14 protein-coding genes are annotated in these 13899 nt (G+C 28.7%); 4 read left to right on the forward strand and 10 right to left on the reverse strand.

The genetic code is table 11. The features are described 5' to 3' along the window. Window positions 1-92: 92 nt before the first annotated feature. The 5 genes from I6E15_RS07070 to I6E15_RS07090 form a co-directional block, all read right to left on the reverse strand. Window positions 93-770, reverse strand: coding sequence for a M20/M25/M40 family metallo-hydrolase (locus I6E15_RS07070; protein ID WP_235247141.1), 678 nt, complete (start codon window positions 768-770; stop codon window positions 93-95). A 55-nt stretch (window positions 771-825) separates the two neighbouring features. Continuing rightward, window positions 826-1800: an aminopeptidase gene (locus I6E15_RS07075; RefSeq protein WP_235247142.1), complete on the reverse strand. Its 975-nt coding sequence runs from the start codon at window positions 1798-1800 to the stop codon at window positions 826-828. A 20-nt stretch (window positions 1801-1820) separates the two neighbouring features. Continuing rightward, window positions 1821-3020: a sodium/glutamate symporter gene (gltS, locus tag I6E15_RS07080; RefSeq protein WP_235247143.1), complete on the reverse strand. Its 1200-nt coding sequence runs from the start codon at window positions 3018-3020 to the stop codon at window positions 1821-1823. A gap of 263 nt (window positions 3021-3283) precedes the next feature. After that, window positions 3284-4276: an L-glyceraldehyde 3-phosphate reductase gene (gene mgrA, locus I6E15_RS07085; protein WP_235247144.1), complete on the reverse strand. Its 993-nt coding sequence runs from the start codon at window positions 4274-4276 to the stop codon at window positions 3284-3286. A gap of 107 nt (window positions 4277-4383) precedes the next feature. After that, window positions 4384-4791 carry a septal ring lytic transglycosylase RlpA family protein gene (locus I6E15_RS07090; RefSeq protein ID WP_235247145.1) on the reverse strand — a complete coding sequence of 136 codons (408 nt, stop codon included), beginning with the start codon at window positions 4789-4791 and terminating at the stop codon, window positions 4384-4386. Window positions 4792-4967: 176 nt separating this feature from the next. Here I6E15_RS07090 and I6E15_RS07095 point away from each other — a divergent pair, with 176 nt between their 5' ends. Next, entirely contained in the window at window positions 4968-5714 is a 747-nt protein-coding gene (locus I6E15_RS07095) for a MipA/OmpV family protein (protein WP_235247146.1), read from the forward strand. Between the two features lie 64 nt (window positions 5715-5778). On the opposite strand, the gene I6E15_RS07100 is transcribed toward I6E15_RS07095, so the two are convergent. From I6E15_RS07100 to I6E15_RS07120, 5 genes are read right to left on the reverse strand one after another with little or no spacing between them, the layout of a single operon-like run. Further along, the gene (locus tag I6E15_RS07100) at window positions 5779-6552 is read right to left on the reverse strand and encodes an XdhC family protein (RefSeq protein WP_235247147.1); all 774 of its coding nucleotides are present in this window, start codon (window positions 6550-6552) and stop codon (window positions 5779-5781) included. Beyond that, a complete protein-coding gene (gene yqeB, locus I6E15_RS07105; RefSeq protein ID WP_235247148.1) occupies window positions 6521-7354 on the reverse strand; it encodes a selenium-dependent molybdenum cofactor biosynthesis protein YqeB in 834 nt (277 codons plus the stop codon). Before yqeB ends, I6E15_RS07100 begins: the two co-directional genes overlap by 32 nt. Window positions 7355-7367: 13 nt before the next feature. Beyond that, window positions 7368-7895 carry a restriction endonuclease subunit S gene (locus tag I6E15_RS07110; protein WP_235247149.1) on the reverse strand — a complete coding sequence of 176 codons (528 nt, stop codon included), beginning with the start codon at window positions 7893-7895 and terminating at the stop codon, window positions 7368-7370. Continuing rightward, a complete protein-coding gene (locus tag I6E15_RS07115; protein ID WP_235247150.1) occupies window positions 7882-8901 on the reverse strand; it encodes a virulence RhuM family protein in 1020 nt (339 codons plus the stop codon). The genes I6E15_RS07110 and I6E15_RS07115 overlap by 14 nt, the downstream gene beginning before the upstream one ends. Continuing rightward, entirely contained in the window at window positions 8894-10819 is a 1926-nt protein-coding gene (locus I6E15_RS07120) for an HsdM family class I SAM-dependent methyltransferase (protein WP_235247151.1), read from the reverse strand. Before I6E15_RS07120 ends, I6E15_RS07115 begins: the two co-directional genes overlap by 8 nt. A 161-nt stretch (window positions 10820-10980) precedes the next feature. Between I6E15_RS07120 and bioB the strand changes: the two genes are divergently transcribed. From bioB to I6E15_RS07135, 3 genes are all read left to right on the forward strand, one after another. After that, the gene (gene bioB, locus I6E15_RS07125) at window positions 10981-11940 is read left to right on the forward strand and encodes a biotin synthase BioB (protein WP_235247152.1); all 960 of its coding nucleotides are present in this window, start codon (window positions 10981-10983) and stop codon (window positions 11938-11940) included. Between the two features lie 68 nt (window positions 11941-12008). Continuing rightward, entirely contained in the window at window positions 12009-13103 is a 1095-nt protein-coding gene (locus tag I6E15_RS07130) for a pyridoxal-phosphate-dependent aminotransferase family protein (RefSeq protein WP_235247153.1), read from the forward strand. A 384-nt stretch (window positions 13104-13487) separates the two neighbouring features. Further along, window positions 13488-13871, forward strand: a complete 384-nt coding sequence (locus I6E15_RS07135; RefSeq protein ID WP_177160942.1) for a thioesterase family protein — start codon at window positions 13488-13490, stop codon at window positions 13869-13871. Window positions 13872-13899: the final 28 nt, after the last annotated feature.

The raw sequence follows: 13899 nt of genomic DNA on the forward strand, positions 1-13899 counted from the left end.
CTCCTATGATATTAATTTTATCATAGAAAGCTATTAAAAGTTAGTATTATTTAATTTACAGAATCTTTTTCACAGGCTCGAAAATGGGTTCACTACATTGTAGTCCCTTTTTCATAATTTGTAATCTTATTTAATTCATTTATCCAATATGCCATTTCATTTATAGCATTTCTTCCTTTATCATGAGCACTTCCTGCATGCGAAGCTTTTCCTGTAAATTCTACCTTATATCCTCCACTTCCTTTTCTTTCAACTACTAAATCTCCATTAGGTCTTGCATGTTCTATAACAAGAGTATAATTACTTTTTTTCGCAATTTCTTCGATTAAATCTTTATAATGTTCTGAACCTATCTCCTCTTCACTATTTAATAAAATACAAATCTTTTTAGAAGTTTTACTTTCTATCAATTCTTTTACAGTATAATACAATGAAAGAAGAGGTCCTTTCATATCAATCACGCCTGGACCAAACACTTTATTTCCTTCCCTTTTAAAAGGTCTCTCCTTTATTGTTCCTTTAGGAAAAACTGTATCTTGATGTCCTAACAATAACACATCATAATTTTCTTCGTTTGTATTTGTAACTTTTAAACAAGGTCCTACTTCTGAATATTTACTAATTTTTTCTACATTTAAACCTAATTTTTTATATTTATCAAAAAAATAATCAGTTATTTTTTCTACTCCCTCTGGATCTTTACTTTCACTTTCCATATTAACAATTTTTTCAAGTTCTTCCGTATATTTTTCTATATTAAAATCTTTCATTTTTATCCCTCTCACTCTAATTTTTTATGATAAAATGCCTAAAGGATATTAGATATTAAAGCATTAATTCTCCGTCTTTTAATATCGTTACACCATCTGCTGTTAAAGTAGGTTTAGTCATTATCAAATCATAATGACAAGCTGCTTTTATAACTCCACCAAGAGTTATATTAGTTCCCACTCCTATATGAAGAGACCCGTAAACCCCTTCATCTTCCAACATACTTCCTGTAAATACACATTCTGGATTTAATCCTACTCCCACTTCAGCTACATTATATACTTGAGGATCTTTTTTACTTATCCAATCATCTGCTAATTTTTTCGCTTCCTCTCCTCCTGAAATACTTTCTGGTATTATATATCCATCTTTAACTTCAGCTCTTACAGGTACTTTTAATAAACCTATTCCTATATATGGTATACTTGCATCTGCTACAATCACTCCATTTGCACTTCCTTCAACAGGAGACACATTAGCTTCAATAGTTGGTACTGGAGCAAATCTTCCAGCTTTTACAATTCCCGTCATAGCATTTCCTCTTCTTCCCTTTCCAGAAAGTTTTAAATTAGTTCCCATTGGAGTAGTTATAGTTATTACTTCCGCTCCTGCTAGTACTTTTGCTACTTTTTCACAATTTGCAGCAGCTTCATAAAAATTAGCATTTACTCCACCTTTTATCATTTGTTCTTCGTTAAATTGTGTTAACATTACTCCTCTTGATCCTGCTGCACAGGCGTCTTTTACTGCATGAGTGTGAGTAATTGATGTGTAAACAGCTCCTATAAAAGCATCTGACTCTTTCATAGCCGCTGCTACTGTTTTTGGTGGTTCTTGACCATCTCTTTCTCTAGGCATTAATAAATGAATTGTTGGTTCTGCTCCTGCAGCAACAACAGCTGCAGCTAAAGCTTCAGTTATTCTCATTTGTTTTGGTTCTGTTACAATTGCCACTTGTTCTCCAGGTTTCACTCCAAGATTTATTTCTACTATTGATCTTGCTGCTTTAGCCATTAATATTTTTTTCATAACTATATCATCTCCTCAAATTATTTATACACGTTAATAAAAGTTACAATTATAATTGAATTGAAAAAGTTAATAAATAAACTACCTACTAGAGGTAAAATAAAGAATGCTGTCGGAGCTTTTCCATATTTTTCCTCAACAGATTGCATGTTAGCCATAGCAGTAGGAACAGCCCCTAATCCAAATCCACAATGTCCAACTGCCATCATAGCAGCTTCAAAATCTTTTCCCATCATTCTAAATGTTAAGAAAGTTGCACAAATAAACATTAATATAGTTTGAGCTATTAATAATATAATCATAGGAATAGCTAAGTCAGCAATTTGCCACAATTTCAAATTCATCATAGACAAAGCCAAGAATAGCATTAAAGATAAATCTCCCATTATTCTAACTTCATTTTCTTTTATTTTAAAATTAGGAGAATAATCTGCTATATTTCTCATAATTGCTGCAGCTATCATTGCTCCAACTGAATCTGGGAAAGTTAAACCTATTTTTTTTAGCCCCATAGAAATTATAGAACCAAGAGCCATAGAGATTAATAATTGATACATTGCTGATTGTATTCTTTTTTCATCTATTTTATTTTTAATTTCTTTAAGAGAATCATTAGATTTTTCAACTTCTTCATTTTTTATAATTTTAGAAACTAATTTATATTTTTCAATAAGAAATTTACCTGTAGGACCACCTATTAAACTACCAGAAACTAGTCCAAAAGTAGCTGCAGCTAAAGAAATTGTTAGAGCGTTAGACAAACCAGCTTCTTCTAATACAGGTGCAAATGCTGCGGAAGTTCCATGACCACCAGTCATTGGTATAGAAGCAGTTGCTAAACCTACTAAAGGATTTAAACCTAAAAATTTAGCTAGATATACTCCAAGAAAATTTTGAAGAATAACTACGATAATAGAAGCTATTAAAAATTTTAATACTTGAGGTCCACCTTTTTTTAATAATTTATAGCTTGCTGTAAATCCGATACTAGAATAAAAAGCTAAAGCAAAGAAATTACTAAGTACAAAGTTTAATTTTAGATTAAATAAACCTGTAGAATATCCTATAGAAAGTAATATTGTAAAAATTAATCCACCTACAACAGGAACAGGAATACAAAATCTTCTAAGTATTTCAACTCTTTTTTTAATAAAATCTCCAACAATTAAAACAACTGCTGCAGTAGCAACGGTTAAAAATAAATTAAATTCTAATTCCATAAAAAACCTCCTAACTTTAAATTTTTATAATTTCTAAACACATCTTTCATTACTCTTTAAAATATTCTATAGAATATTTTATATTTAATATATACTATATTAAATATAAAATGTCAAGTTTTTTTATAAAATTTTCATAAAAACTATATTTTTCGTTAAATTAATACTATTAATTTTTTATATATTCTTAAAAATATTATTCCACAAAAAAACTGTAAACAAACTTAATCTGTTTACAGTCAAAACAAAAAATATTCTCTATTTTAATTTAAAATGTTTTCTATTCTATTTAATTCATCTTCAGAAAACTCAAGATTTTTAATTGTATTTACATTATCAATTATCTGTTCAACTTTACTAGCACCTATAAGTACACTTGTAACCTCTTTTTTTCTCAAATTCCAAGCAAGAGCCATTTGAGCAAGACTTTGTCCTCTATCTTTTGCAATCTCATTAAGCTCTCTTACTTTTTTTATTTTTTCTTCAGAAAGATAACGTTCTGCAATGGTTGTTCCCTCTCTTGAGGCTCTTGAATCTTTTGGAATATCTTTAAGATATTTATTAGATAATGCTCCTTGAGCTAGAGGACTATAACAAATACAACCTGTACCCTCTTTGCTTAGAATATCAAGAAGTCCCTCTTCACACCAACGTTCAAACATATTATATCTTATTTGATTAACAAGGCAAGGAACTTTCATTTCTTTTAATAATTTTATAGCTTTTTCTGCCTCTTCTTTTTTATAATTTGATATTCCTACATAAAGAGCTTTTCCTTGTCTTACAATATCAGCCAAAGTTTGCATTGTTTCTTCCAAAGGTGTATCTGGATCAGGTCTATGATGATAAAATATATCTACATAATCAAGTCCCATTCTTTTTAAACTTTGGTCAAGACTAGCCATTAGATATTTTCTTGAACCTCCATTTCCATAAGGTCCTGCCCACATATCATATCCTGCCTTTGTTGATATTATCATTTCATCTCTATATTGACTTAGATCACTTTTCAATATTCTACCAAAATTTTCTTCAGCAGAACCATCAGCAGGTCTTCCATAATTGTTAGCTAAGTCAAAATGAGTTATCCCTAAATCAAAAGCCTTAAAGATTTTCTTTTTTTGCAAATCAATAGGAGTTTCCTCTCCAAAATTTTGCCACAATCCTAGAGAAAGAATTGGAAGATAAAGTCCAGAATTTCCACATTTTTTATAAATCATATCATTATATCTTTTTTCATCAGCAATATATTTCATTTTTCTCTCCTCCTATTAAAATATAGTAGTTTAACTCTTATATAGCTATTATAACACATAAAAATATTTTTATAAAATAAAAAGTCACCCTAAAGTGACTTTCATTTTTATCTTAAAAATCTTCTATAATCTTGATTAGTAAAATGTGGAGCTCCTTTTTTATATTTAAAAATATGTTTTTGGTTAACCACTTTTATATCAGCACTAATAATTCCTGTTTTTAAAGATGCTATCTTTTGAAAAGCTCCTCTGCTTAAATCCAAATCTCTTCCATATTTTTTACTGAAAGAACCAGTATCAGTTACTACCACTTTTACAGATTTTCCATTATCTCTGTTTGTTACTTTTAAAACAGTTCCGAATGGATAACGATTTGATGCACAAGTCAAATCATTAGAATCAAAAATATATCCACTAGAAGTTACTTTTCCTTCAAAACCTCTTCCGTACCAACTTACAGTTCTAGCAAAAATTATATTGGATATTAGAAACATAAAAAATATAATTTTTCTCACAAATCTTCTCCTTCTTTTCTTATTTTTTATTTATTATCAATGTATTATATCAAAAAATCCACTTTTTGTAAAATATTTTTTTGATTAATAAATTGACTATTTAGTATAAAAATGATATACTATTTATGTTACAAAAATGACCGATTGGTCATTTTAATATATTTGGAGGTAAATTTATGAAAAAAACTCTTATGCTTTTAGGACTTGGAGCTATTCTTGCTCAAGCATCTTTTGCTAGCAGTATCGGAGTTGGTTACGGAGTAGCTGACCCTGTTTTTAAAAACGATGAAAAAGGATATTTTTTACCATTTGTAGATTATGAATACAATGGATTTTTTGTAGAAGGTGGTTCAGCGTCTGGACTATCTTTCGGATATAAATTATTTGAGGCAGACAACTATAAATTCACTGTTTACGGAGTACCTTTCGGTGGATATAAAGTAGAAGCTGGAGATATGGATCCAGGTTATAAAGGAATCGACGACAGAGATACTCAATTTATGGGAGGAGCAGAACTTTCTTATACTTTCCTACCATATGAAATCACTTCTGAAATCGCTATTGAATATGGAAAAGAAGGTGGAACTGCTAGTTTCACATTAAAGAAACCTTATTATGTAACTTCAAAATTAACTCTTGTTCCTTCAGTAAACTATACTTTCTATAATGAAGACTTTTCTGATTACTACTTCGGTGTAGACCAACACGAAGCTAACAGATGTTCAGCTATAAAATACGCTTATGATGGAAAAGCTGGTTCAAGCTATGGTGTAGGAGTATTAGGAGATTACAGATTCTCTAACAATATGTCTTTCGTTGGATTTGCAGGAGTAACAAAATTATCTGATGACTTATCAAACTCTCCTATAGTTGATAACGATGTTATCTCTATATTTGGTGGAGGAGTTGTTTATTCATTCTAGGATTCTTCGTGAATGTCATAAATTTTAAAAAAGAGGTAGCATTTTTGCTATCTCTTTTTCCTTTTTAAACTATTAGTTTTCTATGTTTTACTTCTTTTTTATTTTTTACAGCAAGTATCTCTGCTAAAATCTCCACAGCTATCTCATATGGTGTACCATTTGAAAAATCCAATCCTATCGGAGAGAAAAATCTTTCTTCTGGGATTTCTATTCCCTCTTCTATAAGTTTTTTTCTTGTTTCTAAGACTTTGTTTTTACTTCCTACCATTCCAATATATCTAAATTCTTTTTTAAAAATATTTTTTAATGCTACAAAATCTGATTTATGCCCTTTGGTTACCACTACAAAATATGTATCTGGATTCTCTGGAAGATTTTTTATTAAAGTTTCAATATCTCCAACTGTAACTCCCTCTATGTTTTCATCTCTATCATCAAAAACTACAACTTCAAAAGGAGAATCTTTTAATATACTCATAAGATTTCTTCCAATATGTCCAGCTCCTACTATAACTATCCTATCATTTGGTTTAAAAGTTTTTATATATCCTTTGACACTTCCACCACAACTCATATCAATAGCATTTTGTCCGTTTCCATTTAAGTCAAATTCAAAATATTTATTCTCATTTTTTTCAATACATTGTCTAGCTAGTTCTATAACTTTAAATTCGATTAACCCTCCACCAACTGTACCGATTATTTCATCTTTTGTAACTCCCATAATAGTTCCAGCTTTTCTCGGAGTAGCTCCACTTGATTCTATTAAAGTTACAAGTGCCACCGATTGATTTTTTTCTATTTTATCATAAAGAGTTTTCAATATAAGTGTTTCCATTTTTCTTTTCTCTCTCCTCTTTTAGTCTAAACATTATAGCTCTAAGAACTGCTCCTCCCAGTGAACGAGCTTTATCTGATATTGTAAAACAATTATTTTTTTCTTCAGTTCTTGGGTCAATATCTCCAATCTTCATATTTTCTGTAACTTCATAACCCTCTCTTATTATTCCTCTTAAAACTCCAGAAATTTTTCCTCTTATTTCTACATCTCCGACATATCCAATAATCTCATCTTTTTGGACTGTATCCCCTATTTTTTTTACTGAAGAAAATCTTCCGTTAGCTTTAGAATAAATAACTCTATCTTTTGAAACCCCTTTTATTTCTCCAGGGATTCCTGTATTTTTCATAGCTCTGCCACTTGTTATAATTCTTCCAAGATTATGACCTCTCATTGTTTCAATAACTATATCCACATCTTTTCCTGCCTCGAAACCATCTCCAAGAGCAACAGTTATAGGTGCCATCTCTTTTGTTGTTCCAAGATTTTTTTTGGCTATTATACTATCAACTACAACATCTGGTTTGATTTTTTTTATAATCTCCCCTTTCTCATCAACCATTATTGGAATAATTTTTTCGCTCCAACATTTTTCTATCTCATTTTCATTTTCCACTTTTTTACAAATTATATTTTCAACTTTGACAACTCCATCATAAATCGCCTCAGAAAAACATACACTTCTTCTTATTGAACTAGGTTTTTCTATATCTAATATTAGTATTTTAAATCCAGATTGATAAAGAACTTCTGCAACTCCTGTTGCTAAATCTCCACCACCTCTAATAACAACTTTCATTTTATCCCTTTCTTTATTTTGACTTCAAGTATTCAATTAAATTTGTTGATTTTTCTAATTCAATAGTTTTTATATAATCTTCCATATATTCCCAATTTGGATCTCCTTTTTCATTTATTGGTAATAATAATTTTCCTTTTTTTAATCTATTGCCATTAAATAAATACCCATAAGAAGCTTTTTCTTTATTTGCTTTCTCAATAGCAGTTATTATAAATTTAGAGTTATACTTATTTAAAAACTTTGAATATAATAAATTTACACTTGCTCCACTATAACCTCTTCCTATAAAATCATAAATATGATAAAAACATTTCACATTTATCGGATCTACTGATATACAATTTCCCTCGCTAATCTCTTTTTTCTCTATATTACTTCTAAATGAAATAACTCCATTATTTACTCCTGATGTAGAAATATATGGAATTTCTCCATCTTTATAAGTATTTTCTGGTTTTCCATAAACTTTTTTTATTTCAAATAAGTCCCCTATTTCAAATTCTTTCCATATTAAATTAGTTAGACTAATTTTTTTCATTTTTTTCACCTTTCAACTTTTGTTCTAGTTTTTCAATCTCTGCTAAATCATTTTCATCTTCTATTAATTTGGCATATTCTTTTCTTTTTTTGTCAAACTCCTTATATCTATCTGATACTATTTTTTTCATAGTTTCGTGTGAAATAGTCCCTGTTCCACTTAAAATTTCTTTATCGTTGAATTCTATTATTTTATCTACATTTTTATACCAAAAATTCATAGTTATACATTCACGATTTTTTGCCTTTAATTCTGCTGTTTCTAAAAATACAACTACAAATCTATTAAGAGTATCTAGCTCATCTTCTGTTAAATAATTTTTTGCTATATAAATATCTTCTTTTCTTACAACACTACCTTTAAATGAAGTAAGCCCCATATTTTTTTCATTGCTATTAGCACGGTCTACTATTAGTTCTGCTGCAGTTTTTCCTGTAACTGCAAAAAGTAATTTATTTTGAGTATTAGCAAAAAAATTAATTATAGCAACATTATTTTTATCATAATCTATACTCAAAGTAAATAAATCCTTTACTTTTTGATAAAACCTTTTCTCAGAGGCTCTAATATCACGGATACGAGCTAACAACTCATCAAAATAATCCCATCTATCCTTTGGATTTTTTAACCTTTCATCGTCCATTACAAATCCTTTTTTCAAATATTCTTTTAGTGTAGAATTTGCCCATATTCTAAATTCAGTCCCTCTTTTTCCACGGATACGAAATCCAACAGCTAATATCATTTCTAAATTATAATAGCTCATTTCTCTCTCAATCGTTCTATTACCTTCTGTTTGAACTTGTCGGAAATTCCGACAAGTTGAAATTTTATCTACTTCTCCCTCATTATAGATATTTAAAATATGCTCCGCTACATTTGAACGAGAACTTGCAAATAATTCTGCTATCTGTTTTTGATTAAGCCAAATACTACCATCTTTTTCATAAAGTTCAACATTTATTTTCCCATCATCACTTTTATAAATTATAATATCATTATTCATTTTTATTATTTTCCCCCTCTTCGTCTATTCCAAACAAATAACCTCTTCCGTGAGTTATCATATTAACTTCAAAAGTTAAATAATCCGCAATAGTTTTATCAAATTCTTCTTCTGTTGGAATTTCATCATTAAAATAATAAAATGAATGTAACCACTCATCATCAGGTTCTATTGTAGTTTTTACACAAAATTTTGTAGGTGTTTCTACATTATTAAACCATACATCTAATAGATGTTTTCTTTTATCTTTTGCACTTGGAGTTTCAATAAGTCCAATATGTTTTGAAACAACAAATCCATCATCTTCAAAATTTATAAATTTAACTATTTTATCCTTAGGGTGCGGATTATGTGCTGTAAAAACAGCTACACACGGATTTGTTCCCACTCTATAAAAAGTATTTTTATTTAAAGTAATTACTCCTTCTAATGTATGATGCTTTAATATATCTTCCTTTATATTTTTTTCATCTTTTGTTTTTCCAGTAAAAGTTGATTGAGGGACAATTACAGCAACTTTTCCATCTTCAACAATACTTTCTAACAAATGTTTAGTAAAACTTATTTCATATAATTCTGGCTTTGATTTACCTCCCATAGAATATGGTGGATTCATCATTCCTATATTACAACCTTTTAATTGTAATTTGCTTGGAATTTCTCTTAGAAAATCTTTATTTTCAATATTTGATTTTCCATCACCACGAAGTATCATATTTGTAGTTGCTATTGTAAACATATAGCTTTGTTCTTCTATTCCAAATAATTGATTTTTTTTGATATTTTTTATCTGCATCTCATCTTTTGTTTTAGAAACCATATTATGCATTGCAGCTATTAAAAATCCTGCTGTTCCACAACAAGGATCTAATACTTTATCTTCAGGTTGTAAATCTAATAAATCACAAAATAATTCTGTTATATGTTTTGGTGTTAAAACAATTCCTAAACTTTGTCCATCTCCACCAGAGTAAGACATAAATTCTCCATAAAATCTGCCCAAAAAATCTTCACTTGAACTATGGTATCTTATATTCTTGTATATACTATTGTATAAAAATTCAGAAAAATATTTTAAAGGTGTCTTCCCTAAACTTTTTTCTATTTCATTTATTTTTGTATTATCTCTAATAATTGTAAATTGGCTTAATAATTTATCTCTTTTTACCTCTGGACTAACTTTTGCTCTTCTTAAATTATTTTCTATTTGAGTATATATTTTTTGCCCATCTGTTGTTATAGTATCTCCAGTAAGATTATCTAAGGAAAAACCATACTCTATTTCTCTTAAAGCTAAAAGAATACCTGATACAATAAGAGGTTTATTTTTATCTTCTATATTTCCATAATTTCTAATATCTTCGTGTAATTTAGCTGCATCTTTTAAAATTTCAGCTGTTTCTTTTTCTGTATCAGTTTCTTCTTTTAAAATTTCTTTTATATAATATTCTTCTATATTTTTTTCATTAAAAGAGATTAAAGTTTCCACTTCTTCCAATTCTTCATAATCTTCTCTTTCATTTATAAAAATAGGAGAGATTTTATGAATTTTTTCATTTCCACTTATTCCAAGAGCTATTATTTTTTTATAATTTGTATTTTTGGATAAATGTTTTCCATAAAATAATGCACCATTCACTGCATAATTTACTATACTACTTTGAGTTTCATCTATCAAATTATCTTTATTTCTTTTTATATGTTTATCTAAATTAGCTTTATCTTCTATTACTAATAAAAAGTCTTTTACAACAGCAATATATTCTGGAAACCCTACATTTCCAGTCCCTTTTTTACTTGCCGTTTTTAAAGCCTCATCTATTTCTTTTATTGAACTTCCTTGATAATCCGCTTTTATTTTAGCTTCCTTTAGTAATTCATATACCCACAAATCTGTATTTACTTCTTTTTTCGCCATTTTCATCTCCAAATACCATATATTATTTTATATTTTTATTATATCATACTTTTATATGACCTATAAAAGTATTTTGATTGTTAACCTTTATAAAAAAAATGGTGTATAATCTTCTCTAAAAAATATATACTGTTAGTATTGAAAAGTAGGGAGGAATTGCAATGAATTTTGAAAAATATATAGAAAAAGAGATTACAAAGGAAGAGGCTTTAGAACTTACTAAACTAAAAGGAAGTGAACTTGTAGAGCTTTTTGCTGTGGCTAATAAAATAAGAGAAAAATTTTGTGGAAATAAAATAGAAACTTGTACAATAACAAATGCAAAATCTGGTAAATGTTCTGAGGATTGCAAATTCTGTGCTCAGTCAGAAAAATACAATACTCATATTCATACTTACCCTTTAAAAGATATAAAAGTTTTAGAAGATGAATGTAAAACAGCTATCGAACATAAAAGTGATAGATTTGCTATTGTTACAAGTGGTAAAGGAATAAAAAAAGGTACACAAGACTATGAAGTTATAAAAAAATTTGCTGAAAATATGTCAAAAGATATTGAAGTTTGCTGTTCTATTGGACTTTTAGATGAAGACGAGCTACAAACTTTAAAAGATGCAGGAGTATCAAGATTTCACTCAAATCTTCAAACATCTATAAAATCATATAAAGATATCGTGGCTACAACTCACAATGTTTTAGATAGAATTGATACAATAAAATCTGCTCAAAAAGTTGGAATGAAAGTTTGTTGTGGTGGAATTATTGGAATGGGAGAAACTTGGGAAGATAGAATTGATATGGCATTTACTTGTAAAGAACTTGGGGTTGATGCTATTCCTCTAAATATTTTAAATCCTATAAAAGGAACTCCATATGGAGAGAGAGAAGTTTTAGATGCTTGCGAGATTTTAAAAACTATCGCTATTTTTAGACTTATTCTAAAAGATAAAAATATAAAAGTAGTAGCTGGTAGAGAAAGTATATTAAAAGATTTTATGGGAAGTGCATTTTTAGCTGGAGCTAATGGACTTATGATAGGTGGATATTTAACCGTCAATGGTAGAAGTGTGGAAGATGATTTTAAATTTATAGAAAATATAAAAAAACTTTGGGAAAAATAGATTTCTTCCATTGCAATAGATTTTTTACTATGATATAATAATAAAAATTTTTTTAGGAGGTTTTACCGATGTACAATCCAAATTACTTAATGATGACAGCAGGACCTACTATGGTTAGAAAAAATGTAATGGAAAAAAGATCTGAATTTTTTGGAAATCCAGATATAGATGATGATTTTTTTAAATTTTATGATGAGCTTAGGGAGAAAACTTCCAAGATTTTTGGTTGTTCAAAATCTAATATAGTTATTATGAGTGGAGAGGGAATGGTTGGACTTGACAGTGCCTGTGCCTCTTTATGTGAAAAAGGAGATAGAGTTCTTATAATAGAAAATGGACTTTTTGGAGCAGGATTTGCTGACCTTGTAAGACCTTATGGTGCTACTCCTGTAACTTTAAGTTTTGATAGTAAAAATAAAATTGATGTAAAAAAAGTAGAAGAATTTTTAGAAAAAGATAGCAACTTTAAATTTGCAACTGTAGTTCACTGTGATACTCCTACTGGAGTTTTAAATGATGTTGAAAGTATTTGTAAACTTTTAAAATCAAAAGGAATTTTAACAGTAGTTGACACTGTTGCTGCTATTGGTGGAGAACATTTTAATATGGAAAGTTTTGGAGCTGACATCGCTCTTGGTGGTTCTCAAAAAGCTTTCTCTGCTCCTCCTGGACTTACTATTTTAGGAGTAAGTGATGATGCTTGGAGAGCTATTAAAAATAGAAAAGAACCTATCCCATCTTTTTATTGCAATCTTTCTTACTGGGACAGTTGTGTAGAAAATAAACTTTTCCCATATACAATGCCAGCTAGTGATATAATGGGATTTGACCAAGCTATTGATAATTTATTAGAAGAGGGAATTGATGAAGTTGTAAAAAGACATCATAAAGTGGCTAAGTATTGTAGAGAAAAAATTCAAGAACTTGGATTAAAACTTTATATTGAAGATGGATTTGCCTCAACTGTTACATCTTTTTATGTACCAGAGGGATTTACACCAAATGAGTTTATAAAACTTTTAAAAGAAAAACATCAAATCCTTATTTCTGGTTCTTACGGAGATTTTGCAAAATATATCCTAAGAGTTGGACATATGGGAGAATCAGCTACAATAGAAAATATTGATAAAGTTATTGCTGGAATAAAAGATATATTAAAATAAAAACTAGGGACTGTTACAAATTAAATATAAGATTAAAAATTACTACAGATTACGAAAAATTGATTTATTAAAAGCTCATTTCACTAAAATCACAAAACTCGCTACGCTCAAACAGTTGTGATTTTTAGCATTCAATATCGCTTTATAAATCTAATTTTTCTCCATAATTTCCGTAATTTTTAATCTATATTTTATCTATAAAATGTGACAGTCCCGTATTTTATAAATGGAAAATTTAAGAGATAGATAAAAAAATTATTTATTTTTTAACGAAAATAAAGTATAATAGGTTTGGAATTAATATTTTTAATTCTAAAATAAAAACTTTATTAATGAGTATATACATATTATTTAAAATAAAATTAAAATTTGGAGGTTTATTTTATGAAAGATGGATTAAAAGAGGGTATGACTCTTACTCATACTAAAATTGTTGGAGCTGATGAAACTGCCGCTAAAGCTGCATCTGGAACTTTAGATGTTTACGGAACTCCATTTTTAGTAGCATTTATGGAAAAAACTTCTCTTGATATCGTTGCTCCTTTCCTTGATGAAACTGAATCAACTGTTGGTATCTCTATGAATATGAAACATCTAAGAGCTAACAAAATCGGTGATGAAGTTGTTTGTAAATCTACTTTAACAAAAATCGACGGAAGAAAATTAACTTTTGAAGTTGTAGCAACATACAAAGATATAGTTGTTGGAGAGGGAGTTCACGAAAGATTTGTAATAAATATTGAAAAATTCCTATCTAAATTAAACTAAGATATTTTTAAATATTTAATAATTTGAG

The sequence above is a fragment of the Fusobacterium perfoetens genome (assembly GCF_021531475.1).
GTDB lineage: Bacteria > Fusobacteriota > Fusobacteriia > Fusobacteriales > Fusobacteriaceae > Fusobacterium_B.

Excerpts from the sequence above, each read along its gene's own strand:
- I6E15_RS07100 (WP_235247147.1), bottom strand. The coding sequence starts at position 6,552 with ATGGAAACACTTATATTGAAAACTCTTTATGATAAAATAGAAAAAAAT.
- bioB (WP_235247152.1), top strand. The coding sequence starts at position 10,981 with ATGAATTTTGAAAAATATATAGAAAAAGAGATTACAAAGGAAGAGGCT.
- I6E15_RS07130 (WP_235247153.1), top strand. The coding sequence starts at position 12,009 with ATGTACAATCCAAATTACTTAATGATGACAGCAGGACCTACTATGGTT.
- I6E15_RS07120 (WP_235247151.1), bottom strand. The coding sequence starts at position 10,819 with ATGGCGAAAAAAGAAGTAAATACAGATTTGTGGGTATATGAATTACTA.
- mgrA (WP_235247144.1), bottom strand. The coding sequence starts at position 4,276 with ATGAAATATATTGCTGATGAAAAAAGATATAATGATATGATTTATAAA.
- I6E15_RS07095 (WP_235247146.1), top strand. The coding sequence starts at position 4,968 with ATGAAAAAAACTCTTATGCTTTTAGGACTTGGAGCTATTCTTGCTCAA.
- I6E15_RS07110 (WP_235247149.1), bottom strand. The coding sequence starts at position 7,895 with ATGAAAAAAATTAGTCTAACTAATTTAATATGGAAAGAATTTGAAATA.
- I6E15_RS07070 (WP_235247141.1), bottom strand. The coding sequence starts at position 770 with ATGAAAGATTTTAATATAGAAAAATATACGGAAGAACTTGAAAAAATT.
- gltS (WP_235247143.1), bottom strand. The coding sequence starts at position 3,020 with ATGGAATTAGAATTTAATTTATTTTTAACCGTTGCTACTGCAGCAGTT.
- I6E15_RS07135 (WP_177160942.1), top strand. The coding sequence starts at position 13,488 with ATGAAAGATGGATTAAAAGAGGGTATGACTCTTACTCATACTAAAATT.
- yqeB (WP_235247148.1), bottom strand. The coding sequence starts at position 7,354 with ATGAAAGTTGTTATTAGAGGTGGTGGAGATTTAGCAACAGGAGTTGCA.
- I6E15_RS07115 (WP_235247150.1), bottom strand. The coding sequence starts at position 8,901 with ATGAATAATGATATTATAATTTATAAAAGTGATGATGGGAAAATAAAT.
- I6E15_RS07075 (WP_235247142.1), bottom strand. The coding sequence starts at position 1,800 with ATGAAAAAAATATTAATGGCTAAAGCAGCAAGATCAATAGTAGAAATA.